Source organism: Martinezella sp. CNPSo 3732, from assembly GCF_057784515.1.
Window position 1 is genome coordinate 622,232 of record NZ_JBXSOO010000001.1, and the last position, 24,423, is coordinate 646,654.

Sequence of the window (24,423 nt, forward strand, 5' to 3'; positions counted from 1 at the left end):
AATCAGTGCTGGGCTGATGCTTTGGTTTGTGGATCCCGCGCGCTGCTGCGCGCCAGGATCAGAGTGACGGTGGCGGAGACCAGCAGAAGCGCTGCGACGAAGTATAGGCCGCCTGCAAAGCTTCCAGTCGCGTCCTTGATCCAGCCGATCATCGATGGACCGACGAAGCCGCCGAGGTTACCAATCGAATTGATCGTTGCAATGCCTGCAGCGGCGCCAGGTCCGGACAGGAAAAGCGTTGGCATGCTCCAGAGCGGCGGCTTCGATGCGCTGATACCAATGTTTACCAGCGTCAGCGCCATCAAGACTGCAAAAACGCTGGTTGCGCCGGTCGCAAACGCAAGACCCGCTGCGGCAAGCAGGCAGGCCCCGACGACATGCCATGTACGCTCGCCAGACTTGTCGGAATGACGGGCCCAGAGGATCATGCCGACCACCGCAAAAACAGCCGGGACCGCATTGATCAATCCGACCTGGAATGACGACAAACCGAAGCTTTTGATAATTTGCGGTGCCCATATGCCAAGCGTGTAGAGGCCTGCCGATGTCCCAAAATAGACGAGCGAGAGCGCGAGAACGCGGATATCGGCTAGGCCTGCCCAGATGCTGTGGCTGGTTTTCGGCTTTCCGGCCTGGTCCTCTTCCATGGTCTTGGCAAGCCATGTGCGCTCGTCAACAGAGAGCCATTTCGCCTTTTCCGGGCGGTCCGTCAGATAGAAAAGTACGACGACACCGAAGACAAGCGCAGGGATAGCTTCGATGATGAACATCCATTGCCAGCCTGCCAGACCCCAGATCCCATGCATTTCAAGCAGTGCGCCCGAGATGGGAGAACCGATTGCCGTGGAAAGCGGCGCCGCGGCCATGAACATCGCCGTCACCGCCGCGCGGCGGCGGGCCGGGAACCAATAGCTCAGATACAGGATGATGCCTGGGAAAAAGCCGGCCTCGGCCACCCCCAGAAGAAAACGCAATATGTAGAAGCTCGTCGTGCCTTGAACCAGCGCCATTGCACCGGAGACGAGACCCCAGGTGATCATGACCCGCGCGATCCAGATGCGGGCTCCGAGCTTGTGCAAAATCAGGTTCGAAGGCACTTCGAAAATGAAATAGCCGAGAAAGAAGATGCCGGCGCCGACACCAAAAACGGTCGACGAAAACCCCAGGTCCTGGTTCATGGTCAGGGAGGCAAAGCCGATGTTCACGCGATCGATGAACGCGATAAGATAAAGAACCATGATGAATGGCACGATGCGCCAGGTAATCTTGCGCAACACGCGCGTTTCCAGCTCACGCTCCATTGCAAGCTCCTCCCATTGTTTGAAACAAGCGCGTCCTCTCGCGCAGTTCCTGAAGGCTAAGTCCTCCCTTGAAAAGGATGAATACTCAGGTAATTATATAATTAAATGATATAATGGCTGACATATGGAACTCGAACAAATCAGATGCTTCGTTGCCGTTGCCGAAGAGCTTCATTTCGGCAGGGCGGCTCAAAGGCTTGGGATTCTACCTGCATCCATTGGCCGTCACATTCGCATGCTGGAAGAATCCCTGGGCGTCGTGCTCTTCAGCCGAACGACACGAAGCGTTTCTCTGAGCGAAGAGGGGATTCTCCTCCTCGATGAGGTCAAACCAATCCTTGCCCGATTGGATGCCGTGGCGGAGAAATTTCGAGCGACAGGGCGCAAATCGAGTCCGCTCTTAAGAATCGGTGCGATCGACAGCGCAGCTGCCGGCCTGGTTCCCCTGCTTCTTCACGACTTTCGCGCAATTGCCCCAAATGCGGTAACGCAGCTTGTGGAAGACAAATCGATCAGGCTCATCCCGAAGCTGCTTGCCGGTCGGCTTGACATAGCCCTAATTCGTCCTCGCGATGGGCTAAGCCGAAGCCTGGTGATCAAGCCGCTCTTGCATGAAACAGCCGTCGTTGCCATCGCCTCGACAAGCCCTCTGGCTTTAAAAGACGAGATCCGAATAGTCGATCTCAGTGATGAACCACTCATCGTGCCCGAACGGCGTTCCCGACCGCATAGCCACGATCTGACGATGACACTTTTTTCCGAATTCGACATGCGCCCCCGCATTGCCCAAGTCGCCGATGAAAAGCAAACAATCATCAACCTCGTCGCCGCCGGAATTGGCTCTGCGATCGTCCCGCGGTGGACATCAAAATTGGCCGTTCATGGCGTAACGTTCGTGCCGCTGGCGGATCACGCAGGCACACGGTTGGAGAAGCTGCCGCTTGCGGTCGCCTGGGTGAAGGCTGTGAGGGATCCAACCCGCGACCTGCTGCTCAACCTTCTCGAAGAGAACATCAAACGATATTCAGAGTTCGCCTAGAGCTGTTCAGTTTTTGCGGCATCTCTGAACTGTTCTATCTCTTTGTTTTCACGCAATTCCGGACGGAAAGGTGCAGAAAAAGGGCCTCTCTCGGAGGCCCTCTCGGCATTATTCAATGATGCGAACAACCTTGCGCGTCTTCGGTTGGACGATCACGCGTTCATGGTTCACGACAGCATAACCGTATGTCGGGTTATCCGGAACCGGTGTGATGACAACGGTCTCTGGGAGAGTTCGACCGACGACAATCTCGTCTTGTACGACGGCCTCGGATGGAGGCATTGGCTGCTCTTGAACATAGGTGATTACTTTTTGCGGCGGCGGATCGATCGCAGTACCGGCAATCGCTCCGGCAACACCGCCAACTGCGGCACCGACGGGGCCACCTACAACCGCTCCGGTGGCGGCGCCGCCCGCGGCTCCAGTCACCGTAGAGGACTGTGCCAAGGCTGAACCAGCGAGAAGGCCAAAGGCAGCAACCGCTGAAACGATAAGTCTCGTTCTCATAGCATTCTCCTTTGCATTTAGCTCTTATGAACTGAAAGGAAAATTGCGCAGCCCTTAGAATGTTCCTCTTTGGCTACCATCTGCAGCCATCACGAGTTCACCTCATGCGACAAATTTCGTGAGCGAAAAGGGTTGCGAAAGATGCTCCGGGCGGGCCGTGGTACTTGCCGATGGTCTTCTGCCGCCGAATGTTGGCTATAGCGAACGCATGCATTAGGTTAGCATTGGCGGACATTATCCAAAACGGAGTATCCAATAGGAGGGTCTGTCCTCCTCCGGTCGCTTCGTACGGCACGGCAACGCCAGCTCGGAAACAGCCGCAGGACTTTGTGCGCGACGAGCGTCCGCCAGCGTACACAAAATCATCCCGAACACGGGGGTGCTATAGAATCGCGATCCGCCCACAAAGCTAAGGGCATGCCGGCGAGGACCCAATTCCCATGCTCGATCTTTCGCGAGAGCCATGCTCGACCTAGAACGTTTAATGACAACGAACCGGCTTCTCGCTCGCCTGCCCGCAGATGAATTTCGCAACATCGGCAAGCAGTTGGAGCAGATCGATCTCCAGCGCGGCTTCAACGTTGCCGGAGCCGATTGCCTGATCGACCATGTCTATTTCCTTTCAAGCGGAATTAGCTCTGTCGTTACCATTTCGCCCGGCGGTCAGCGCGCCGAAGCCGGTATGGTCGGACGCGAAGGCTTTCTGCCGATGCCGGCCGGCGTCGGTGGGACGATCAGCATCCACGAGGTCTTTATGCAAATGGATGGCCAGGGTGTACGGATGCCCTTGCATGCACTCCTCGCCGCATTGCCGGAAAACCCCGTCTTCGCCAATCTTTTGGCCCGTTTCATTCAGACTTTTGCGACACAGATCTCCTATACGGCCCTTTGCAATGCAAACTATCAGGTGGACGAACGGCTCGCCCGTTGGCTGCTCATGTGCCATGACCGGGTGGATGGCGACGAGATTGCCTTGACGCATGACTTCATCGCCGCGATGCTGAGTGTTAGAAGACCGAGCATCACGACGGCGCTGCACGTTCTTGAGGGAAGGAAGCTCATCAGGGCCGAGCGTGGCCGCATTACGATCCGCGACAGAAGAGGACTTGAGGAATTTACTGGCGGCTCCTATGGTAAGCCGGAAGAGGAGTATCGCCGCCTTATCGGTGATTTCTGACAAGTGCTATTTCAAATGGTCGCGAATGACCGCGTGAAATGAAATCGAGAACTGCAACTTATCTGCCTCGTCGTGAACCTCGATACGCTCATCGGGAACCATCTGGCCATTCTTGATCCGCGCGGCAACGAGTTCCCGCACGGCCCTTATCGCACTCGAGCGCGCGTCTTCGATGGTGGCAAATTCATCGCCTTCGCCATCGCGGACGATTTCGCCATTTCGGCGAATATGAAAGAAGTAGCGCGTCATGCAGGCCCCTTCAGCCCTTATCCACCGCCAGTATACCACTGGCGCAATTGCCGCCGCTATCAAAAGAGATCCTTCATCAAACGCCGATATTCCTCTTCCGGCTTGCCGTAGGCATCATGGGCGAATTCCTCGAGAGCCGCTCGATTTCGAATGGTGATGCTGCCGCGCTCCGCCGTGATGAAGCGATTGCCTTCGAGAATATGCAGCGAGGTGGTCACGCTTGGCCGGCGTACGGCAAGCATCAGGGATATGAATTCATGTGTCAGTGCGATCTCGTTGCCGGATACACGGTCGTGGCACATCAGCAGCCATCGCGCCAGCCTCTCGTTCACGTCATGAAGAGCGTTGGAAATAGCTGTGTAGGCCAATTGGACGGAGAAGGCCTCGATGGAACGGACCATCAGTTTGTTGAAATTTCGATTTCTATCCATGAAATGACGAAACGACCCATAGTTCATCCGATAGGACTCCGCCTCGAGCTGCACGATAATATCGTGAGCATTAAATTCGGTGCCAGCAACCGCCGATGTCGGCACATAGCCATCAAAGCCGAACACGCCAGCCTCGGCGCGGCGGCCTTCCGGCGTCGCCGCGACGATTGACCCGATGCCGGATGTCAGAAAATAAACATAGTCGATGGACTGGCCGGCTTTTCCGATGAGCGTGCCGCGCGGAAGCGCCATATATTCAAGCTCTGGCGCGATTTGCTCATAATCCGCAGACGGAAGAATGGAGAGCAGTTTATTTTGCATATTGGACTGGTGGGGAGCTGGCATTACAGCGCTTCCTCCTGGTTAGGCAAAAGCATGACATGCACGCCTTGCCGTCTGAGCTCCAGCCGGACAATATGAAAGAAGCTACTCTTCTTGGAGCTGCGTCACAAGGAATGTACGCTAGCAGACGGAAGAGCGGATTTTGTGGCATAGTTCCCAATTGCGCGTATTTTACCAATGCGAGTTCGCTCGATGCATGGCGCCTATAAACCGATACTATTATTGTCCGTGAAAGACGGTGGCATTCTTCGGCTGAAGAGCTGAAGGCTTTACTTAAATGATATCGGCTCGGGAATGCCGAGCATAAATATCATCTGCGAGATAAAATCTCGCCGGCATGACTTCTATATAGGCGTCACATGGGCACCGGGAACGGTATGTGACCTGGTCTGCCGAAAAATGGGAGGTGGAGATGCCTGGGAAGACAAATCGGTCCACGTCGTCAACAGATATCCCTTATGTCACACCAAGAATACCCGCGCATGCAGCTCTCGATATTGAGGCTCCGCAGGGCGGTAGCGATACCCCCTCAGCTCAAGCTCTGCTTGCTGCCATCGTCGAAAGTTCGGATGACGCGATCGTCAGTAAATCCCTCGACGGCTTCATTACCAGTTGGAACAGGGGTGCCGAGCGGCTTTTCGGCTTCAGCGCAGAAGAGGCAGTCGGACAGCATATCACCATCATCATTCCGGCAGATCGCCGGCATGAGGAAAACACGATCATCGCCAGCATCCGCGAGGGAAAGCGAATAGAGCACTATGAGACCGTCCGTCGCCACAAGGATGGAAGTCTGCTCGACATTTCCTTAACGGTTTCGCCGGTTCGCGACAGTAACGGCGCTATTATCGGTGCCTCGAAAATTGCGCGCGGCATTTCCGAACGCAAGCATGCGGCGGAACGCCAGATGCTGTTGCTGCGGGAAATGAACCACCGCATCAAGAATATCTTCGCCATCATGAGCGCGGTAATCGGGGTAAGCGAACGCTCGGCAACGACGGTCAAGGAGCTGACGAGCGACATCCGAGCAAGGATAAATACCTTGGCAATCGCCTATGAACTGACGCTGCCGGATATCGACCTCACCGCCGTTCAGTTTCGCGAGACGTCGCTATTTACGCTCGTCAAAGCCCTTTTCGCCGCCCACCAAGGCGCCGGCATCGAACGGGTTTCCATTCACGGCCAGGACGTGGCGATACGCGGGACGGTGCTGACGTCGCTGGCACTTCTGCTCCACGAATTCTCGACGAACGCAGTGAAATACGGCGCGCTCTCCACGCCGGAAGGCCGTATTGAGATCGACGTGCGTTACGATCCGGATTTTGTGTTGACCTGGACCGAAATAGGCGGTCCATCGATCAGCCAACCCGAGGGATCGGGAGGCTTCGGCTCCCAGCTCGAGCGGGCGACGATTGGATCCCTTCAAGGTTCGATCCGCCGTGATTGGGATCCGGCGGGATTGAAGATTATGCTGCGAATTCCCGCCGATATTCTTCCCTGGGCGATACCGCCGCAAGAGGCTTGAGCCGGCCATTCTGTTGGTCAGCTTCCTAGAGCGGTTCAGCTTTTCACGGAATCTCCGAACCGCTCCATCTCTTTGTTTTCTCGCAATTCCGGACGGACAACCGCTACACACTTTTCCTGGAATTGCTCTAGATGCGGTGCGCGCGATTGCGCTCGCGCTCGGCCAGGATCTGTTCCGACGTGTAAGGAGCTGCGGCTTCGTCGAAGCGGGTCCATCCTTGCTCCACATAGCTCGCGCGCCGTTGTGCAATGTCGACCGGCCGAGACGCGGCAAGGATCGATTGAGCCTGCGGTACAAGACTGTCTTCGACATGAGCAGCGACCAGAGATCCGCCACGGCGAATACCCTCTGCATAGAAATGGGCATCCTCTTCGGGAATCCCTTCCTTGATCATCGCGCCAACAATTCCCCCGACAGCTCCGCCGGCCACAGCGCCCGCTACTGCACCCGCAGCGGTCGCAGCAAGCCAACCGGCGGCAACGACCGGCCCCACCCCGGGGATGGCGATCATGCCGAGCCCGGCAAGCAAGCCCCCGGCTCCACCCGCAACGGCACCAATACCAGCACCGGTACCGGCGCCTTCCGCGCCATAGCTGCCTTGTCCTTCCACATCGACGCCATCAGCCTTGTTGGTGATGATGCTGATCTCATCAGAAGCGACACCGGCATCCTCCAAGGCCTTTACGGCGGTGCGGGCATTATCGTAGCTGTCATAAAGTCCAGTAACCGTTTGCATTGGATGCTCCTCGCTTTGTTGTCGATTATTTTGCCATTGTCACGTTGCCCTGGAAATCCAGGGAGACGGCGACAGGCTTGCCATCCTTGTCGGCGCTTGCACGCCAGACGCCTTGGTCATCGAGCTTCAGATCGCGAATATTCTTGTATCCGGCGTTTTCGAGGCGGGATTTCGCCTGCTTCTCACTGAAGCTGTTCTTGCCGGCGATCGGAGCTCCAGGGTTGCGCTGAGTGTTGACGGCGGGCGTTGTCTGCGATGTGGTTGGTTTTTCACTTTGCGCAAACGATCCTGTCGCGAAAGCCATCGCGACAAAGGTGATGCTGATAAGCTTGTTCATGTTTAGACCTTTCGTTGCTGACGGGGCGAACCCTACAAAGGGCCGATTGTTCCCATAAATTCAGCAGGAGATGGATTTCTGGCAAAGAGCGACAGCGATTGCTTCCTCGCGATGCGTGCCCAGGTGCTGAAATGATCTGATCGCAACGATCGGGGACGGGCGACTCACCCGGATACAGTCAGGTTCCATCATCCTTGAGAGCAAGGTACGTGATCTCCATTGTCAGAGTGAGCCGCACCACCGAAATCCTGTCGCTCCTGGCGATTTCAACAGCAAGGTATTCACCATTCTTGTTCGGAATACCGTCCAAGGCCATCTCCGCCAATATTCGCTTCGCCTCATCAACCGCTGATATGAGATCCGGGAGATCTTGCCCCTCGTCATCATCGAGCACAGTCTCGCGATCTTTCGTTGCAAAATAAAAGGTTGTCATGTTCGACCTGTGGCGGTGCGCTGCCGGGGCAACGCACCGGAGAAGAAGTGCCGGCTGCAGTCCTATGCCGCCTTTTTGGCTTTTGCATTGGCCGCTGTTTCTGCCAGCTTCGTCAACTTCTGATCCGTCGCCTTTTCCTCCGCGAGCGTCTGCTGGAGAAGAGGTACCGCGTCCTTCAGGCCGAGCTGCTTGGCCCATTCAATGAGTGTGCCGTAGCGCGCGATCTCGTAATGCTCGACGGCCTGCGCCGAAGAGATCAGACCTGCATCGAGTGCCGGAGTTCCCTTGAACTCTTCGATGATTTCGTCAGCCTCTGCGATGATGCCCTGGATCGCTTCGCAGGTCTTGCCGCGCGCGGGCTTTCCAAGGAGCTCGAATACCTGTTCCAGTCGTTCGACGTGACCTTGGGTCTCATCGCGATGGTGGAGAAAGCCGTCCTTGCCTTCCTGCGCCTGCGCTGCGCGTGCCATCTTCGGCAAGGCTTTGAGGATTTGCTTTTCCGCGTAATAGATGTCTTTCAGCGTTTCCAGAAACAGATCGTTGAGTGTCTTTTCGGATGCCATGGGTGTCCTCCATCGAATAAGGATTAAAAGGAAGTCCGCCTATGCAGACCTCCTTCGCGAACTCTATCAGGAGTTCTTGTGGCTTTGCTGGCCGGCCTTCACATGCTGTTCGTGGCTGCCGCCACGGGTGCCCCCGGACTGCTCGTTATGAGACGAAGCCTGCTTCGTGTTGGTATTCTTGTTGGTGTTCTTGTGGCTCTGCTGGCCGGCTTTGACGTGCTGATCGTGGGACCCACCTTGGGAAGCCATGATGTTTCTCCTCTTGTTTGATTGCGAGACCTTCATGGATCTCGCAGTCTTAACAGGCTTGGGACATGTTGGTTCCCGGCAGTGATCAAAAAAACGCGGTTACCGCCATTCCTATAACGGCTGCGAACATCGCGAGGCACGAGGTCCAGCCGACAGCACTCAGGCCTCTGCCGATGACGAACTGTTGCATGACATCGCGATTGGAGGCGATCAGCATGAGGATCACCATGACGGGAACGGCTACCACGCCGTTGATCACAGCACTCCAGAACAAGGCTTTCATCGGGGCGATGGGGGTGAAGTTCAAGAGCATGCCGACAATGGTCGCCAGGCCCACGGTCGTATAGAACGCCTTGGCCTCGCTCGGCTCGCGAGATAGCCCGACCTTCCAGCGAGCCGCCTCGCCGACGGCATAGGCAGCCGAACCTGCGAGAACGGGCACCGCCAAAAGACCGGTTCCGATAATGCCTGTTGCAAAGATGATCTTGGCAAAAGGTCCGGCCAATGGCTCGATCGCTTTCGCCGCATCGACAGAACTCTCGATATTTGTTGAGCCCGCTTTGTTAAGCGTCGCGGCGGTCGTCGTGATGATCGCGAGCGCGACGATATTGGAAGCGGCCATGCCGATGACAGTATCCAATGTGATCCGTGTATTTGCCTTCTCCGCCTCCCGCGGATGGTCGACGAGAGGTTGTTCACGCGGCTTCTCCTTGAGGTCTTCGGCTTCTTGGGAAGCCTGCCAGAAGAAAAGATAGGGACTGATGGTGGTCCCGAAGATCGCGACGATCATCGACCAGTAATTTGGATCGGCTTTGAAGGTCGGCATCAGGAGACCGCGGCTAAAGGTCGACCAATCGACATGGACCACAAAGAGGGTCGCAATGTATGACAAGAGCGCGAGGCTCAACCATTTCAGGACGGCTACGTATCGTTTGTATTTGAGAAGGAGCTGCAGAAGGATGCAGATCACGCCGAAAGCCGCGACATAAACCAGTGAATTGCCATTCAGCAGCAAATGTGCCGCATCTCCCATTGCACCGAGATCGGCACCGAGATTGATAACGTTAGCAACCAGGAGCGGAACAGTGACACTGACGCCGACCCAGCGCGGATAACATTTCGCCATGCTGCCCGCCAAACCTCGGCCCGTGGTTCGGCCGATACGGGCACTGATCATCTGCACCGCCACCATCAGCGGATAGGTGAACACCAGCGTCCAACTCGCGAGGTAGCCGAACTGAGCTCCCGCCTGTGAGTAAGTCGCGATCCCGCTCGGATCATCGTCCGAGGCACCGGTGACCAGACCTGGTCCCAGAATTTCCAATAGACGTGGTTTTGAAGGTTCGACGACAGAGCTCTTGTCGTCCATCTGATAGCCGCTCATGACTGCCTCCCTGCAGAACCGGGACAGACGCATCTTGTCGGTCGCGGTGCGAACAAACCGCGCTTATCGGCGATTTGTTCCGCAACATGCAGCCCGGGCTAAAGCAATCAGTTCCAAAGGCTTGGGGCGATACGATCAATTCCTGCTATTCTTCGCAATATCTTGTCCGCGCGGGAACCTTCCGCATCCTGATCCATTTGATCTGCGACGCTATTGAGGAGACCGCGCATATGGAGAAACAAAGGCGCTTCGAGCGACGCCGACCAGTCAGAGGCGCAGCATATACGCTCGCCGATTTTCAGAAAAAGTATGCTTTGGACGACCGCATCGCCGAAGATCTCTTCATCCGCTTCGGTCCATCGTCAATAGAGCTCGATCTGCTGATGGCCGCAAAGCGACATACGCCCACGCTGAACGAGCTGACGGAAGACATGCCGCAACAATAGGCAAGAACCGGGCGGAAAACCTTACGTCAAGGCGCCTCGAGGAAGTGAAGCAGCGCGTGTGCCAGATCGAGGGGGTTCTCTTCTGCTACGTGATGCCCGCTCTCGATACCATGCCCCGAAACCTTGGTTGCCCACGATTGCCAGATCTTTCTCGGATCGCCAAAGAAATACTCGAGATCATCATGTGTCGACCACAGGCATAACAACGGACATGTAATTTTTTTCCCGGCTTTGCGATCCTGCCATTCGTCTTCGCGATCGACTGTCAAGCCAGCCCTATAATCTTCGACCATTCCATGGACGACGGCCGGATCATGGATCGCCGCCATGAGATCCTGATAGGCTTCCTGTCCCATGAACTCAGGTGTGATCGCCTTGTACCAGCTTCTTGGATCGGCATTGATCGCCTGTTCTGGTTTGCCTGGTTGGGCGAAGAAGAACCAGTGATACCAATCGCGCGCGAACCGCCAATCCATCCGTTCGAGATGTTCGATAATGGGAATACTGTCGATCACGACGAGTCTCGTGATGATCTCGGGATAATCCATGGCGAGCCTGAAAGCGACGTAGCTTCCACGATCATGGCCCGCGACGGCAAAGCTGCGATGACCCAATAGCTGCATCAAGCTGACGCAATCGAGCGCCTTTGCCCGCTTTGCCGAGTGTCGGCTATCTTCAGTGTCAGGTGGTTGAAAGGATTTCCCGAACCCGCGGAGATCGGGACAGACGATGGTGAAATGCGGAGACAGCAAATCCGCCACCTTGCCCCAGGTCATGTGCGTTCGCGGATGCCCGTGGAGTAGAAGCAGGGGCGGCCCATTGCCTCCGTACCGAACCCGTAGACTGCCCGGTCCAACATCAATGGTCTCAACTGCCATGCCGTCAAACAATTCTCGCCTCCCTTGCCCGGTCCACCGATCAGATCGTTCAAGAGGATGCAGACCCCTCTTTAAGGCTGACATCCCTCGCCCCGCGTCTTTGAAGCCACCGCAATACGCGGATCTCCTCCATGTCCATCCACTTTAAAAGCCGCTCACTACGTGTTTGAATCCTAAGAACATCACCGAGGCGCTCGTTCCTGAAATCCTCGAAGACCGCGGGATGAATATAGGATGTCTTGCAAACGGCGCGCGTGTTGACGAGCATCGCTGCAACGGCATCGACGACCTGATTAAGCTGGCGCGTGATCGCGCTTTCCGACGATCCGACCGTGAGAGGGGCCAAGGCCGAGACTGCCATACAGGTCGCTCCCCAGGTCCTGAATTGGCGCGAGCTGAAATCACTTCCCGCCGTTTCCCTGATATACGCATTGACATCTTGGGACGAAATCTGGCGACAGCCTCCCTCATCGCAGACATACTGAAAAAGTTGCTGACCTGGCAGTTCCTGCAAACGTCGAACGACGTTGGCGATCCGCCGGTCGCTATGGGCCAGATTCCATTCTTTGCCTGATTTACCCTTGAAGCGGAATTTGACCGTTCCCCCCTCCACCTGGACATGACGGCTCTTCAGCGTCGTCACCCCATAGGATCGGTTCTCCTCGGCATATGCGGTGTTGCCCACGCGAATATAGAGGTTATCGAGTATCCAGATCACTGTCGCCAAAGCCTTTTCCATCGTCAACCCGCGCGAGCGCAGATCGGCGTCGACGCGCTGGCGAATCTCAGGAAGGGTGTTGGCAAAATCGGCGAGGCGATCGAACTTGGTGCGGGCACGCTCGGACTGCCATTCCGGATGATAGCGATACTGTTTGCGGCCTCGGGCATCGAAACCGACGGCCTGAAGATGGGACAACGGATTGGTTGAGATCACGACATTCGTGTAGGCGGGCGGAATAGCCAAGGCATTCAGGCGAGCGATCTCATCTCGATCCCTAATCCTTATTCCGTTTGGAAGATAATAGAGAAATCCGTTCCTTCCGGGCTTCCTGCTGATACCGTCTTCGAGATTGCCGATGTAGATCAGTCCGGAATGAAGCTTAGCTTCGGCGGCAGCGGCAGCGGCTTCGACTTTGGCGACTATCTGATTCATGTGCCGATAACTCCCGTCCGGCGTCGCGGTTCCCAGGCCGCCTTATGTCGTGACGGGAAAGAACCGCGCATTATCAGCATCGACCCCAGAGAAAGTCCGCCTAACTGGCGAACGATCATCTGGAACAAACAATGTCGATCGCCGTTGCAATAGGCGTGAGTTTCACGTCTGGAGGATATTCAACATGGGTCGAGGTATTCTGCTCTGGCTTCTCGGCATTCCCCTGCCAATCGTCATTCTTCTCGTTCTCTTCACGCGATAGGAGGCGCAGATGTCCTCTATCGAAGAAGTGCCCGCGGGGACAGTCCCGGTCGAGTCGTCCAAGCCGGCCATTGTCTGGGCCCCGATCATCGGCGGCGCACTCGCCGCGACCGGCATTGCTCTTATCCTTCTTCTCCTCGGATCCGGGGTTGGCTTGACGATGGTGTCACCGTGGTCCGGCCAAAGCAGCTCGGCGACGACCGTCGGTATCACCGCCGCCATCTGGCTGATAGTGGTTCAATGGCTGTCGTCCGCGATCGGCGGTTACCTCACGGGGAGGCTGCGCACGAAATGGGTGGAGGTCCACTCGGATGAGGTCTTTTTCCGCGACACGGCGCATGGATTTCTGAGTTGGGCGCTCGCAACAGTGTTCGTGGCTGGATTTCTAGCGTCTTCGCTGACATCGCTGGCGGGCGCGTCAGTCGATGCCGCGGGCAGGGTCGCGCAAACCGCCGCGGATGTCAGTGCCTCCGCTGCATCAGCGACGAAGACGGATGCGACAGCTTACTTTACCGACGCCCTGCTTCGGCCCGCAAAGGTTTCAGACCGCGCCCAATCCGACGATCGGGCAGCAGCGGCAGAAATCTCACGCATCCTCCTGCAAGGTGCGGCCAGCGGAGAAATTCCCGATAGCGATAAGTCCTATATGGCCGCTATTGTTTCGGCACGCACCGGTCTTTCTGAGAGCGATGCACGCAACCGCGTCGATACGGTCCTTAAACAGATCGATGACGCGAAGTCAGCGGCGAAAGAAGCGGCTGATAAGGCGAGAAAGGCGGGCGCGACGACCGCGCTGGTCGGTTCTCTTTCGCTGCTGGTCGGCGCTTTCATCGCCTCCGCAGCTTCAGCCCTCGGGGGCCGGCAGCGTGACGAAGAAGAGGACCTGGTCGTTGCGACCCGCAGGCCGGGCCTCTGAAGCAAATGGTAAGTGCCCACTTACGTAGTGGACTAGGTTCATTATGGTCAGATAAGTCGATTGCCAAGAACGGAGCCAGAGATGCCCAAACGGAACGATTCTCCTGCAGTTCAATCCCTCTCGAACGAACGCGAGGAGCAGCAGAAGCAAGCAACGAAAAACGAACTCGAAAAGGGCCTCGAGGACACATTCCCGGCGTCCGATCCCGTTTCCGCGACCCATACAGCAGTCTTACCGAAGCATGCCCCCTCAGAAGCGGTCGAAAAAGGCAGGGCGCGGCATCATGTTGATGCATTTGAAGACAGGCTTCCTATCACTTCGGACGGGCAGGTCACGACAGGCGACGCGGTCAGCGACAAAGGTGCCGCCAAAACCGAGGTTCGTGCGCTTTATCGAGCAGCACGCCAAGCGAGCCGAACTGATCCGGCGACGACTGCGCCCGACCCTTCCGTCTCTTTGCCGGATGGCGCCGGCCTCCTAAGCGAAGTCAAGCATAGGATTCGCGAGCGACCGCTCGCGACGATAGTTGCGGCCGCGGTGATAGGGTTTGCGTGCGGCATGACACGTTAGCCGATTTTATCATCAACAACTCGACACCGGGACACCGGCGGATTGAGGATGACGCACAATAATTGAAGTGCCTCAGGTGAATTGGTCCGGCTGGAAGAAGTACCATTGATGTCGCCCAGGTGATTAAGGGTCTACTCGGCCCTATCACCGGCACTCCGGTATTCATTGATATTGGGCAAGGGCTGTTGCGGTAGCAGAGTCTGATTTGCCACAAGGAGAGTACCAGATGAATCAGAATGACAGCCTCGAAGATACAGCTAAACTCGAAACCCATTACGACGCGGAGATCGGTTCTCGCGAAAAGCTCCAGCTGCAATTGCTGGAGCTACGAACTGAAATTGCAATCGTGCGAATTCGACTGCTGACGATCAGATATCGAGCAAGGAATGTCGCCTCCAGTGGAATCCGATGGGTTGATGCCTCTGCACATGACCAACTTGGAGCGTATCCCTGGCTGAAGTTATCCGCAGCATCCTTGGCGGCCTTTGTGACCGGACGCGTCCTTCGGCGGCTACCTCTCAGCTTGATGATGATCGCTACAAGACCGCTTCTTGCGACAGCCGTTGGGGCTGCTTCGAGGCACATTCGCCAAGCGGGCTAGCATCTACATTACCGATCGTATCATTTCACTTCTGGATGATGAATCGACAATTATGAAGTGAGCCTATTGCGATAGCGATCAATCAGAGTCGAACATATCTAGCGAAAATAATTTCGCTGATCGACCGCCAAGAACAAGTCAATACCGAAGCAATTCCCGCCCCTCTTCTTGCAGCGATTAGAGAAAATGATCGCCGTATATTTGGGAAAGCGGCGCATTGACATCACACGCAGCTAAGCAAAGATGCAAAATTGTGATCGGGAAAGGCAAGCTACCTATACATATTCGAACATAGTTCTGTCCGCTTGCGTACGGAAGAATATGAAAGGGGAACAAGCTGCACGAGTAAGCATTGCAGATTTATCCAGGAGGATAAATCAAATGCTCATAACCGCGTGTTCTACATTGCAGGACGAAGTCGTCGCCCTGCTGCCAGCGTTGCGCAACTTTGCCCGGCGGTTCGTTTTTAGCGAAACCGATGTCGACGATCTCACGCAGGAGACGGTCGGCAAAATGCTTGCCCATCTCGACAGCTTCACTCCGGGAACCAGGCTCAGGAGCTGGGCATTCACCATTATGCGAAACACTTACATGACGGAATACAAGCGCCAAAAACGGGTCCAGCTCCGTTCGAATGATGATGGGCTTTTCGAAATTCCGGTCGCAGGCCGCCAGCAGCTCTGCATTTATACGGCTGACGTACGCTCTGCCTTAACTCGCCTTCCCCCATATCAACGAGACGCACTTCTTATGATTGTCGACGGTTTATCATATGACGATGCGGCGAGACTTTCCGGATGCGAGATCGGGACCATTAAAAGCCGCGTCTCACGGGCACGCGCGACATTGGTTAAAATGCTCGGCGAGAATTCGATAGGTGGTGCTGCTTCGATCCACTAAGATCCTTCGTGACCTGCGCGTGAATGGAGCTTGGTTCACTTCTGCAAATGCGCCGAGGTAACCGCAGCTGTGGATTGGTCGCTTATTGTGATATTGTCGGTTTCCTTTCTCATATCTGGCTCCTTCGATGTCTGATCGCTGAATTCTTGCCATGTTAGGGAGCTTCAGCTTGGTCCCACGCCTCGATGGGCACGCACCCTTCAGCACGAGAATTGCCTTCGAGCTCAGAGAGAGCCGCCGCACGCAAGGCTGACGGTTCCTGCATGGCTCCGCTATAATATCTTGCGACCGTCGCCATGATCTGAGCAACCGCAGTCGGATCACGTGAGACTCCTTTGCCACGCGCTATCGATTTGACGACGTCCATGCAGATCCGCAGATCTTCCCGCGAAAGAGAGAGATGGCTGTTCATTCTTCTGCTATCCCTGGAAAAGTGCCGCGTGCACCCTGCACCAATATCTTCAGCTGCTGCGGATTCCTGACACCCTGGCGATATAGTTCTATTACTATAGTAGCGATCCGCTCGCTTTCTTCCGATTGGCGCGGGATATCCGCCGCTGCCCGGATCTCATCAAAAACGCGCTGGCAAAGGTCCAAGTCGCGCGAATCGAGCGGCGCATCTGATCTCTTGATGATCGTCTGAACCATTCATGATCTCCATTGTGGAGCCCGCTCCATTGGAGGATGGAGCGGGCTTGCCCCTTAGAAGTCCATTCCTGCGCCGGCGGGCAATGCGGGAGCTGCCTCCTTCTTCGGCTTTTCAGCAATCATGGCTTCCGTCGTCACCAGCAAGCCAGCGACCGAAGCTGCATCCTGAAGTGCGGTGCGCACGACCTTGGCGGGATCGATGACGCCTTGGGCATAGAGATCGCCATATTCATTCGTCTGCGCATTCCAGCCATAGGAGAATTCGGTCTTCTCACGCAACTTGCCGACGATGATCGAACCTTCGGCGCCAGCATTCTCTGCTATTTGGCGAACCGGAGCCTCGATTGCCCGGCGAACAATATCGACGCCGACGCGCTGGTCGTCGTTTTCAGTCTTGAGACCGTCAAGCGCCTTGACGGCTCTCAGCAGAGCAACGCCGCCGCCCGGCAGGATACCTTCCTCGACTGCGGCACGAGTCGCATGCAGCGCATCATCGACGCGGTCCTTCTTTTCCTTCACTTCGACTTCCGTCGAGCCGCCAACGCGGATCACAGCAACGCCGCCAGCGAGCTTTGCAAGGCGTTCCTGCAGCTTCTCGCGGTCGTAGTCAGAGGTGGTTTCTTCGATCTGAGCCTTGATCTGGGCAACACGGCCTTCGATGTCCGATTTCGAGGCGACGCCATCGATGATGGTCGTATTCTCCTTCTCGATCGCGACCTTCTTGGCCCGGCCGAGCATGTCGAGGGTGACGTTCTCGAGCTTGATGCCGAGGTCTTCGGAGATGACGGTGCCGCCCGTCAGGATGGCGATGTCTTCCAGCATGGCCTTGCGGCGGTCACCGAAGCCCGGAGCCTTGACGGCAGCGATCTTGAGACCGCCACGCAGCTTGTTGACAACGAGGGTCGCAAGAGCTTCGCCTTCGACGTCTTCAGCAATGATGAGGAGCGGTTTGCCGGATTGGACGACGGCTTCCAGGATCGGAAGTAGCGGCTGCAGGTTCGAGAGCTTCTTTTCGTGGATGAGGATATAGGGATCCTCGAACTCGACCCGCATCTTCTCGGCGTTGGTGACGAAATACGGGCTGAGATAGCCGCGGTCGAACTGCATGCCTTCGACGACTTCGAGTTCGGTTTCAGCGGTCTTGGCTTCTTCAACCGTGATGACGCCTTCGTTGCCGACTTTCTGCATGGCTTCGGCAAGATAACGGCCGATTTCGGCATCGCCGTTAGCCGAAATGGTGCCAACCTGGGCGATCTCGGCATTGTTGGAGATCTTGCGGGCGTTGGTCTTCAGTTCGGCGACGACAGCGTCGACGCCCAGGTCGATGCCGCGCTTCAGATCCATCGGGTTCATGCCGGAGGCGACCGCCTTGGCGCCTTCCTTGACAATCGCTTGAGCGAGAACGGTCGCGGTCGTGGTGCCATCGCCGGCAAGATCGTTGGTCTTGGAGGCGACTTCGCGCAGCATTTGGGCGCCCATGTTCTCGAACTTGTCCTCCAGTTCGATTTCCTTGGCAACGGAAACGCCGTCCTTGGTGATGCGCGGAGCGCCGAAGGACTTGTCGATGACGACGTTACGCCCCTTCGGGCCGAGCGTGACCTTCACGGCATTGGCGAGCACATCGACCCCTCGCAGCATGCGTTCACGGGCATCGGTGTGAAACTTGACTTCTTTCGCAGCCATTTCTTTAACTCCTCAATAGGCAGCTATCAGACTGATGGTTCATGGCGTGGAGGCTCAGGCAGCCTGTTTCTGCTCGGCCTGGGCTTCGATGATGCACATGACATCGCTTTCCTTCATGATGAGCAGATCTTCGCCGTTGATCTTGATCTCGGTGCCGGACCATTTTCCGAACAGGATGCGATCGCCAGCCTTGACGTCGAGGGTCTGCACCTGGCCGGCGTCGTTGCGCGCGCCGGGACCGACGGCGATAACCTCGCCTTCCTGCGGCTTTTCCTTGGCGGTGTCGGGAATGATGATGCCGCCTTTGGTCTTTTCCTCGGAATCGACGCGGCGGACGAGAATGCGATCATGAAGCGGTCGGAACGACATGTTTTCCTCCGTTGAGCAAAAAAGATGACGTTGATCCCCTCACCGGGCCGGATGACCAGTCCGGGCGGGTGCAAAACCTCGTTCGAGCTTTTTGCGCGAAATGATCTGGTTTTCGGATTTTTCGATTTCAAGAGGGATAGAAGAAAAAATTAGCACTCATTTTGAGTGGCTGCTAACACACTGGAAAGGAACAAGAAAATGGCATTCTGCGTTGAAAATCCGTTGATGGCCGCAAAAATTTGCGCCACCATCCGACTGTCACGAAACGGAGATGAAGCATGCGATTTTCATCGGAACTGGAAGGTCAACTGAACGGCTATGGGCTGACCACAGCGCATATCCTCTATCACATTCCCGATTTCGAATCCGTCCTGCAGACCTACGTCTGGCAGGATTACGATCTGGCGCCCGATTTTCCCGAAATGCACCGGTTCCTCGATTTCTGGCAAAGCAATCTTGACGGGCCGCTGCATTCCGTCCGCTATAGCCATCGGCGTCTGATCGGTCCAAATGAATGGCGTCGCGTGGAAGGCGAGTTCAAGCTCCATTAAGACCTGAACCGAAATTTTCCTTCCCAGGTCGTCGACAAACAAGGCTTGATGAGCTCGGTCATTCGCCTTTGCCTGTTCGGAGTGAGGCCAACGGGGAAGGAAAATCAAACACGTCCACTGGCGCGATTGCCTCGCATTGGCTCCAGCAGACGTGTTTGACGCAATGTCAGAGCAACATCGACGCACCACGATCGAGATAGGTATCGAGGAATTGCTCTAGACGAGGATTTCTCGGTTTCTTGAAGACCTCTTGCGGCGGTCCGCTGAACAGCACCTTGCCGTGATCGAGAAAGATGATCTGCTGGCCGACGGTCGCGGCGAAACCTATTTCGTGCGAAACGACGACCATCGTCATGCCCTCGGCCGCCAGGTCGCGCATGACGTTCAAGACCTCGCCGGTCAGTTCCGGATCGAGCGAAGAGGTCGGCTCATCGAACAGCATGATCTTCGGCTTCAATGCCAAAGCGCGGGCGATCGCAACGCGTTGCTGCTGCCCGCCGGAAAGCTGCGAGGGATAATGCCCCGCCCTCGCCTCGAGCCCGACCTTGACGAGTTGCACCATGGCCGCATCCTCGGCCTGCTTTCGGCTCATCTTATGAACCGTCTTCAATGCCTCGCTGACATTGCCCAGCGCCGTCATATGCGGCCAAAGATTGAACTGCTGGAACACCATGCCGATCTGCGCGCGGATCGAACGATTGGTCGCCGCCGAGATACGTTCACGGCGCCCTTGAGAATCCTCGGCGAAACCAAGGACCTCGCCGTTGATGGAGATCGTCCCCCGTGTTGCCTCTTCAAGAAAAGCCATGCATCGCAAAAGCGTGCTTTTGCCCGAGCCGGATGGACCGATGAGGCAGGAGACTTGCCCCGGCTCGATAGCAAGATCGATGCCATGAAGGACCGTCGTCTCTCCGAACGTCTTGACGAGATTCCTGACTTCTATAGCGGGGACGCTCATGCGTTGAAAAACCTGAATCTGGAAAGTTTCGTTTCGGCAAGGTTGCCAAGCCAGCCGGTGACTTCGACGAGCACCCAGTAGAACAGCGCCAGCGCAGACAGCGCCTCGACGAAGGCATATTGCTGCGATCCGATCGCGCTGAGCGTCGCCGTCAATTCCGGCACGGTGATGATGGAGAGAACCGCCGTCTCCTTCATCAGGATGACGGTCATGTTCACGCAGGGCGGCAGCACCAGCATCGTCATCTCGGGCAAGAGGATGCGTCTGATGATCTGCCCGCGCGTCAAGCCGACGCATTCGCCAGCTTCGATATGTCCTTTCGGCACGGCCCGAAATCCGGAACGGAAGATTTCGCTGAAATAGGCCGCGCCATAAATCGAAATGCCGATCAGACCGGCAGGTACGGGATCAAGCTCGAGGCCGACGAAAGGGCCGCCATAATAGACGAGAAAGATCTGGATGAGAAACGGCGTGCCGCGCAATACGGCCACGACGGCCCCCAGTATCTTGTCGATCACCATGCCGCCATACTGTCGGGCGACCGCCATCAGGAAGCCTATGACGGCCGCAGCAATGGTGCCGAGAATCCAGATCATGATCGTCACGCCAGCGCCGCTGAGGATGGCGGGCCACTGCCCGATCAGGACGTTGATGTCGAAGGTCATCGCGGCACTCCGGGCAATCTGCTTTCGATCAGGCCGCCGGCAAGCGCCACCACCCAGTTGATCACGAGATAGATGAGGCCAGCCGAGGCGAAGATCTGCAGCGGCAGAAAGGTGCTGCCGGCAAGATCCTGGGCCATCCGGGTCAGTTCGACGATGCCGACAACGGAAACCAGCGACGATGCCTTCAGAATAAGGATCGCCTCATTGACGAGAGCTGGAAAGGTCAGGCGCAGCGCAATTGGAACCTTGATGCGGCGGAAGATCTGGCGCGGCGTCAGGCCAACCATTTCCGCCGACTCCACAAGGCCGACAGGCACGCTGGCAAAGCCGCCGCGCAGATTCTCTGCCTGGTAGGCAGCCGTGCAGAGCGACAAGCCGATGATGGCGGCAACGATGCTCGGCACGTTGAGGCCGACGGCCGGAAGCAGATTGTAGATCAGCAGCAACTGCACCAGCAGCGGCACGCCGCGAAAAAAGCTGATGAAAAACTGGGCAGGTCGCACGAAAAGGCTACGCCCCGTCAGCAACATTCCCGAAATCAGGATCGCAATTGCAAAACCGATAAAGATCGACACAAAGCTGATCGTCACCGTGTAGATGGATGCCTGCACAAGCAATCCAAAGAGCTCGATGGACATTGTTGAGTGTTCGCCCGCGTGGTGACCAGGAAGCTGAGATCTCGGCAGTCAGCCGTGCCCGACAACAAAGCGGGCACGGCCTATTTCCGGGGGCTGATCAGAATGCCGGGTCCTTGACGGCGTCAGGCGTATCGAAGCTTGCGCCGAACCATTTCTTCTGCAGCGTCGCCATGCGGCCGTCGGCCTTGATCTTCAGCATGGCTGCGTCGATAGCGTCCATCAGCGGTGCGTGATCGGCATCCTTCAAGCCGATGAAGCCAAAATAGGACTTCTTGCCGAAGGGCGGCAGCACGACTTCGAACGTGCCTTCACGCTGTTTGGCAACGAATGCAATATTCGGCAGCGAGTTGGCAACGCCGGCGACACGGCCAGCTGCGAGATCAGCATAGGATTCCGTAAAGGCCGGATATTCGCGGATATCGGCTTTCGTCGGAAGGGTGTCAGAAAACTCCTTCAGCTGATCGAGCTGCGCGGTTGCCTTGCCGACGCCGATCTTCTTGCCGGCGATGTCTTCCGGCTTGTTGATCGTCTTGTCACCGGCCTTTTTCAGGATCGCAATGGTCGCTTCGGCCAGGGGTGGCGTGAAGCGATAGCGCTCCATGCGTTTCTTGGTGATGGTCGCCGGGCCGGCAACGACGTCGAATTTTCCAGCTTCAAGCGCCGGGAAAACACCGTCCCATGGAAGCGTGACCCATTCGATCTTCACGCCCAGTTCCTTGCCGATCTCGTCGAAGAGGTCGACGTTCAAGCCGACATGCTTGCCTGCATCGATGAAATCGAACGGGGCGAAGGCCGTCTCCGTGCCGACCTTCAGGGTGCCGGCGGCCTTGACGGCGGCAAGCGTGTCAGCCGCATGGGCCGAGATCGTTGCGCCAAACAAAAGTGCGGCGCCGACCAACCCCTTCAGAAGCGAATTTTTCGTCATGTCTTTCTCTCCAGTTTTGTACCCTTCCTTGGAAGGTTCAGGTTCCCCAAAGCATTGTCCCGTCAGGCCGATTTCTATGACCTTTTTTGTCTATACAAATAGATACAGCCTCGCCTACACTGTCAAACACAAAACATAACGAACGCAAGAATTATGCCGTATGATGCCCGAACGATCTGGCAGACGCGGTTTTCACGGACACTGAATTCATTGCCGGAGCAAGGCGAGCGTTGGTCCCAATTCATCAGAAAATTCTGAAGGATATCGAAAGTAGGATCGTGAGCGGCATCTGGCCGCCGGGGCACCGAATACCCGTCGAACATGAGCTGCTGAAAGAGTATCAATGCTCGCGGATGACCGTGAACAAGGCGCTTTCGACCCTGGCTGAACGCGGCATGATCATACGTCGCCGCAAGCTCGGTTCCTTCGTCGCTTCGCGGCAGATCGACCGTACGGTCATGGATATCCAAGATATTTCCACGGAAGCGGAGTTGGCGGGACACGAACATAGCCACACGATGCTGATGCGAAAAGTCGAGAGGCTCGATTCTGCCACCGCGCTGCGGCTTGGCGAAGGCATGGGGGCGGAAATCCTGCGGCTTCACTGCCTGCATGCGGTCGACGGCAAGGCGAATGCGCTGGAGCGGCGCATCATCATGCTGGACCTGGTACCATCGGCAAGAACCGAGAGTTTCGCAACGGTCCCTCCCGGCAAATGGTTGCTGGACATGGTGCCCTGGTCAAAGGCCCGGCACGTCATTCGTGCCGTTTCGGCTGATGCCACGACGGCGCGCCTGCTTGAAACCGAGCGCGGTGAAGCCTGCCTGACGCTCATCCGTCAGACATGGCAGAGCAGCCGTACGGTCACCTATGTCGAGTTCATCCATCCCGGCGACCGGTTCCAGTTTGCCGGTGACTTCCATCCCAATGAAAGCAGGACCATCGATCAACTGCCGCAAGGAATCGCCTCTTGAACGAGAAACGGATCAGCAGGGCGGTTCCGCTCAAGGGCTTGCAGGCCTTCGAAGCCGTCGGCCGTTGCGGCGGCGTGAACGCCGCAGCGTTAGAGCTGAATGTTTCGCCCGGAGCGATCAGTCAGCAGATCCGCAAGATCGAGAGCTTTCTCGGTGTCACCTTGCTCGAGCGCAATGGTCGCACAGTGGAGCTCACCCAATGGGGACGGCTCTATCATCAGGAAATATCGAAAGGATTCGAGCAATTCGCTGTTGCTGAACAGGTCCTGGAACGGGCACGCAACGAGAATGCACTTGTGCTCAGTGCCCTGTCTTCCGTCGTCAACAAATGGATCGGGCGCCGGATCTTCGACTGGCAGGCCCTGCATCCAAACGCGCATGTCAGGATCGTCGGTCGCGACAAGGAACCGCGCATGGGCTTCGACGACATCGATTTCCGCATCAGCTACGGATCGGATGTATTGCAGCATGAACATTATACGGAGCTGTTCCGCGATTGGGTGGTTCCCGCCTGCTCGCCGGCCTTGATTAAGGGCAAGGCGCCTTCCGCAGCACACCTTCTTCAATATCCGCTCCTGCATGTCGAATGGGAGCGGCACTTCACGCCCTATCCAAGCTGGCTTGAATTCGCCGTGAAGACGGGCGCGACACTCAAGGAAACAGCCGCCGGCCTCTCCTTCACGCTCTCGAGCAGCGCAATCGATGCCGCCGTCAACAAGCGCGGCGTCGTTCTCGCGCAGATGTCGATGATTGCCGATGAGCTGGAGGCGCAAACGCTTGTCATTCCCGTCGACATGCGCATTGCCTTGCGCGAAAGCTACTTTCTCGCCTGGGACAGGGCCGCCCTGGAAAAACCGCATGGACGTCAATTCCGCGATTGGCTCGTCACCATTTCCCGCCAGCAGGGCCTGATATCGGCGCCCGGATCAACATTTTAGAAAAACTAAAACGGAACTCAGCTGCACGATATTGATGAAATTTTGCTCTTGGCGATAATTTACGCATTCGCCTCCAAAA

The 24,423-nt window shown here is 56.6% G+C and carries 30 protein-coding genes; 11 read left to right on the forward strand and 19 right to left on the reverse strand.

The features are described from left to right. Positions 1–2 precede the first annotated feature (2 nt). Complete coding sequence (locus AC13RM_RS02860) at positions 3–1,301, reverse strand: MFS transporter (RefSeq protein WP_374817718.1); 1,299 nt, start codon at positions 1,299–1,301, stop codon at positions 3–5. A 124-nt stretch (positions 1,302–1,425) separates the two neighbouring features. Between AC13RM_RS02860 and AC13RM_RS02865 the strand changes: the two genes are divergently transcribed. After that, complete coding sequence (locus AC13RM_RS02865; RefSeq protein ID WP_285172624.1) at positions 1,426–2,340, forward strand: LysR family transcriptional regulator; 915 nt, start codon at positions 1,426–1,428, stop codon at positions 2,338–2,340. A 108-nt stretch (positions 2,341–2,448) separates the two neighbouring features. Here AC13RM_RS02865 and AC13RM_RS02870 read toward each other — a convergent pair whose 3' ends face one another. After that, positions 2,449–2,847, reverse strand: coding sequence for a DUF1236 domain-containing protein (locus tag AC13RM_RS02870; protein ID WP_113229240.1), 399 nt, complete (start codon positions 2,845–2,847; stop codon positions 2,449–2,451). 484 nt (positions 2,848–3,331) lie between these two features. Between AC13RM_RS02870 and AC13RM_RS02875 the strand changes: the two genes are divergently transcribed. Continuing rightward, positions 3,332–4,024: a Crp/Fnr family transcriptional regulator gene (locus AC13RM_RS02875; protein WP_285172625.1), complete on the forward strand. Its 693-nt coding sequence runs from the start codon at positions 3,332–3,334 to the stop codon at positions 4,022–4,024. A gap of 6 nt (positions 4,025–4,030) precedes the next feature. On the opposite strand, the gene AC13RM_RS02880 is transcribed toward AC13RM_RS02875, so the two are convergent. Next, positions 4,031–4,273 carry a DUF6894 family protein gene (locus AC13RM_RS02880; RefSeq protein WP_113229242.1) on the reverse strand — a complete coding sequence of 81 codons (243 nt, stop codon included), beginning with the start codon at positions 4,271–4,273 and terminating at the stop codon, positions 4,031–4,033. A gap of 59 nt (positions 4,274–4,332) precedes the next feature. Continuing rightward, complete coding sequence (locus AC13RM_RS02885; protein ID WP_113229243.1) at positions 4,333–5,049, reverse strand: Crp/Fnr family transcriptional regulator; 717 nt, start codon at positions 5,047–5,049, stop codon at positions 4,333–4,335. A 409-nt stretch (positions 5,050–5,458) separates the two neighbouring features. Between AC13RM_RS02885 and AC13RM_RS02890 the strand changes: the two genes are divergently transcribed. Then, the gene (locus tag AC13RM_RS02890; RefSeq protein WP_113229244.1) at positions 5,459–6,568 is read left to right on the forward strand and encodes a PAS domain S-box protein; all 1,110 of its coding nucleotides are present in this window, start codon (positions 5,459–5,461) and stop codon (positions 6,566–6,568) included. Positions 6,569–6,695: 127 nt separating this feature from the next. Here AC13RM_RS02890 and AC13RM_RS02895 read toward each other — a convergent pair whose 3' ends face one another. The 6 genes from AC13RM_RS02895 to AC13RM_RS02920 form a co-directional block, all read right to left on the reverse strand. After that, positions 6,696–7,304, reverse strand: coding sequence for a general stress protein (locus AC13RM_RS02895; protein WP_113231906.1), 609 nt, complete (start codon positions 7,302–7,304; stop codon positions 6,696–6,698). Positions 7,305–7,329: 25 nt separating this feature from the next. Continuing rightward, positions 7,330–7,641: a PepSY domain-containing protein gene (locus AC13RM_RS02900; protein ID WP_440479426.1), complete on the reverse strand. Its 312-nt coding sequence runs from the start codon at positions 7,639–7,641 to the stop codon at positions 7,330–7,332. Between the two features lie 178 nt (positions 7,642–7,819). Further along, the gene (locus AC13RM_RS02905; RefSeq protein WP_113231908.1) at positions 7,820–8,074 is read right to left on the reverse strand and encodes a DUF6894 family protein; all 255 of its coding nucleotides are present in this window, start codon (positions 8,072–8,074) and stop codon (positions 7,820–7,822) included. Between the two features lie 62 nt (positions 8,075–8,136). Continuing rightward, positions 8,137–8,637, reverse strand: coding sequence for a YciE/YciF ferroxidase family protein (locus tag AC13RM_RS02910; RefSeq protein ID WP_113388654.1), 501 nt, complete (start codon positions 8,635–8,637; stop codon positions 8,137–8,139). A 66-nt stretch (positions 8,638–8,703) separates the two neighbouring features. Then, on the reverse strand, positions 8,704–8,886 hold the full coding sequence (locus AC13RM_RS02915) for a hypothetical protein (protein WP_113231910.1): 183 nt from the start codon (positions 8,884–8,886) through the stop codon (positions 8,704–8,706). An 85-nt stretch (positions 8,887–8,971) separates the two neighbouring features. Further along, complete coding sequence (locus tag AC13RM_RS02920) at positions 8,972–10,270, reverse strand: NRAMP family divalent metal transporter (protein ID WP_285171159.1); 1,299 nt, start codon at positions 10,268–10,270, stop codon at positions 8,972–8,974. A 230-nt stretch (positions 10,271–10,500) separates the two neighbouring features. On the opposite strand from AC13RM_RS02920, the gene AC13RM_RS02925 reads away from it, so the two are divergent. Beyond that, a complete protein-coding gene (locus AC13RM_RS02925) occupies positions 10,501–10,716 on the forward strand; it encodes a hypothetical protein (RefSeq protein WP_374817727.1) in 216 nt (71 codons plus the stop codon). Between the two features lie 26 nt (positions 10,717–10,742). Here the strand turns inward: AC13RM_RS02925 and AC13RM_RS02930 are convergent, their stop codons facing one another. Next, the gene (locus AC13RM_RS02930; RefSeq protein WP_488554544.1) at positions 10,743–11,606 is read right to left on the reverse strand and encodes an alpha/beta fold hydrolase; all 864 of its coding nucleotides are present in this window, start codon (positions 11,604–11,606) and stop codon (positions 10,743–10,745) included. A gap of 37 nt (positions 11,607–11,643) precedes the next feature. After that, positions 11,644–12,747: a DNA topoisomerase IB gene (locus AC13RM_RS02935; protein WP_285171158.1), complete on the reverse strand. Its 1,104-nt coding sequence runs from the start codon at positions 12,745–12,747 to the stop codon at positions 11,644–11,646. 271 nt (positions 12,748–13,018) lie between these two features. On the opposite strand from AC13RM_RS02935, the gene AC13RM_RS02940 reads away from it, so the two are divergent. The 4 genes from AC13RM_RS02940 to AC13RM_RS02955 all read left to right on the forward strand — a co-directional run bounded on the left by AC13RM_RS02940 (position 13,019) and on the right by AC13RM_RS02955 (position 15,995). Next, on the forward strand, positions 13,019–13,924 hold the full coding sequence (locus AC13RM_RS02940) for a hypothetical protein (protein WP_488554545.1): 906 nt from the start codon (positions 13,019–13,021) through the stop codon (positions 13,922–13,924). An 81-nt stretch (positions 13,925–14,005) separates the two neighbouring features. Next, complete coding sequence (locus AC13RM_RS02945) at positions 14,006–14,494, forward strand: hypothetical protein (RefSeq protein WP_488554546.1); 489 nt, start codon at positions 14,006–14,008, stop codon at positions 14,492–14,494. A 226-nt stretch (positions 14,495–14,720) separates the two neighbouring features. Then, entirely contained in the window at positions 14,721–15,095 is a 375-nt protein-coding gene (locus AC13RM_RS02950) for a hypothetical protein (RefSeq protein ID WP_440479432.1), read from the forward strand. Positions 15,096–15,476: 381 nt separating this feature from the next. After that, entirely contained in the window at positions 15,477–15,995 is a 519-nt protein-coding gene (locus tag AC13RM_RS02955; RefSeq protein WP_113231918.1) for a sigma-70 family RNA polymerase sigma factor, read from the forward strand. Positions 15,996–16,403: 408 nt separating this feature from the next. On the opposite strand, the gene AC13RM_RS02960 is transcribed toward AC13RM_RS02955, so the two are convergent. From AC13RM_RS02960 to groES, 3 genes are read right to left on the reverse strand one after another with little or no spacing between them, the layout of a single operon-like run. Further along, complete coding sequence (locus tag AC13RM_RS02960; RefSeq protein ID WP_374817739.1) at positions 16,404–16,643, reverse strand: hypothetical protein; 240 nt, start codon at positions 16,641–16,643, stop codon at positions 16,404–16,406. A gap of 54 nt (positions 16,644–16,697) precedes the next feature. Further along, positions 16,698–18,326, reverse strand: a complete 1,629-nt coding sequence (groL, locus tag AC13RM_RS02965; RefSeq protein ID WP_285171154.1) for a chaperonin GroEL — start codon at positions 18,324–18,326, stop codon at positions 16,698–16,700. A gap of 54 nt (positions 18,327–18,380) precedes the next feature. After that, on the reverse strand, positions 18,381–18,695 hold the full coding sequence (groES, locus tag AC13RM_RS02970) for a co-chaperone GroES (protein ID WP_285171153.1): 315 nt from the start codon (positions 18,693–18,695) through the stop codon (positions 18,381–18,383). Positions 18,696–18,973: 278 nt separating this feature from the next. On the opposite strand from groES, the gene AC13RM_RS02975 reads away from it, so the two are divergent. Next, positions 18,974–19,246 (forward strand): usg protein, encoded by a 273-nt coding sequence (locus AC13RM_RS02975; RefSeq protein WP_113233058.1) that lies wholly within the window; start codon positions 18,974–18,976, stop codon positions 19,244–19,246. 166 nt (positions 19,247–19,412) lie between these two features. Here the strand turns inward: AC13RM_RS02975 and AC13RM_RS02980 are convergent, their stop codons facing one another. The 4 genes from AC13RM_RS02980 to AC13RM_RS02995 form a co-directional block, all read right to left on the reverse strand. Then, positions 19,413–20,204 carry an amino acid ABC transporter ATP-binding protein gene (locus AC13RM_RS02980; RefSeq protein ID WP_112335937.1) on the reverse strand — a complete coding sequence of 264 codons (792 nt, stop codon included), beginning with the start codon at positions 20,202–20,204 and terminating at the stop codon, positions 19,413–19,415. Beyond that, positions 20,201–20,869 carry an amino acid ABC transporter permease gene (locus tag AC13RM_RS02985; protein WP_374817742.1) on the reverse strand — a complete coding sequence of 223 codons (669 nt, stop codon included), beginning with the start codon at positions 20,867–20,869 and terminating at the stop codon, positions 20,201–20,203. Before AC13RM_RS02985 ends, AC13RM_RS02980 begins: the two co-directional genes overlap by 4 nt. Further along, positions 20,866–21,507, reverse strand: coding sequence for an amino acid ABC transporter permease (locus AC13RM_RS02990; RefSeq protein ID WP_374817744.1), 642 nt, complete (start codon positions 21,505–21,507; stop codon positions 20,866–20,868). The genes AC13RM_RS02985 and AC13RM_RS02990 overlap by 4 nt, the downstream gene beginning before the upstream one ends. 97 nt (positions 21,508–21,604) lie before the next feature. Beyond that, on the reverse strand, positions 21,605–22,432 hold the full coding sequence (locus tag AC13RM_RS02995; protein ID WP_374817746.1) for a transporter substrate-binding domain-containing protein: 828 nt from the start codon (positions 22,430–22,432) through the stop codon (positions 21,605–21,607). 230 nt (positions 22,433–22,662) lie between these two features. Here AC13RM_RS02995 and hutC point away from each other — a divergent pair, with 230 nt between their 5' ends. Further along, the gene (gene hutC, locus AC13RM_RS03000) at positions 22,663–23,406 is read left to right on the forward strand and encodes a histidine utilization transcriptional repressor HutC (protein WP_374817748.1); all 744 of its coding nucleotides are present in this window, start codon (positions 22,663–22,665) and stop codon (positions 23,404–23,406) included. Further along, on the forward strand, positions 23,403–24,344 hold the full coding sequence (locus tag AC13RM_RS03005; protein WP_374817749.1) for a LysR family transcriptional regulator: 942 nt from the start codon (positions 23,403–23,405) through the stop codon (positions 24,342–24,344). The genes hutC and AC13RM_RS03005 overlap by 4 nt, the downstream gene beginning before the upstream one ends. Positions 24,345–24,423: the final 79 nt, after the last annotated feature.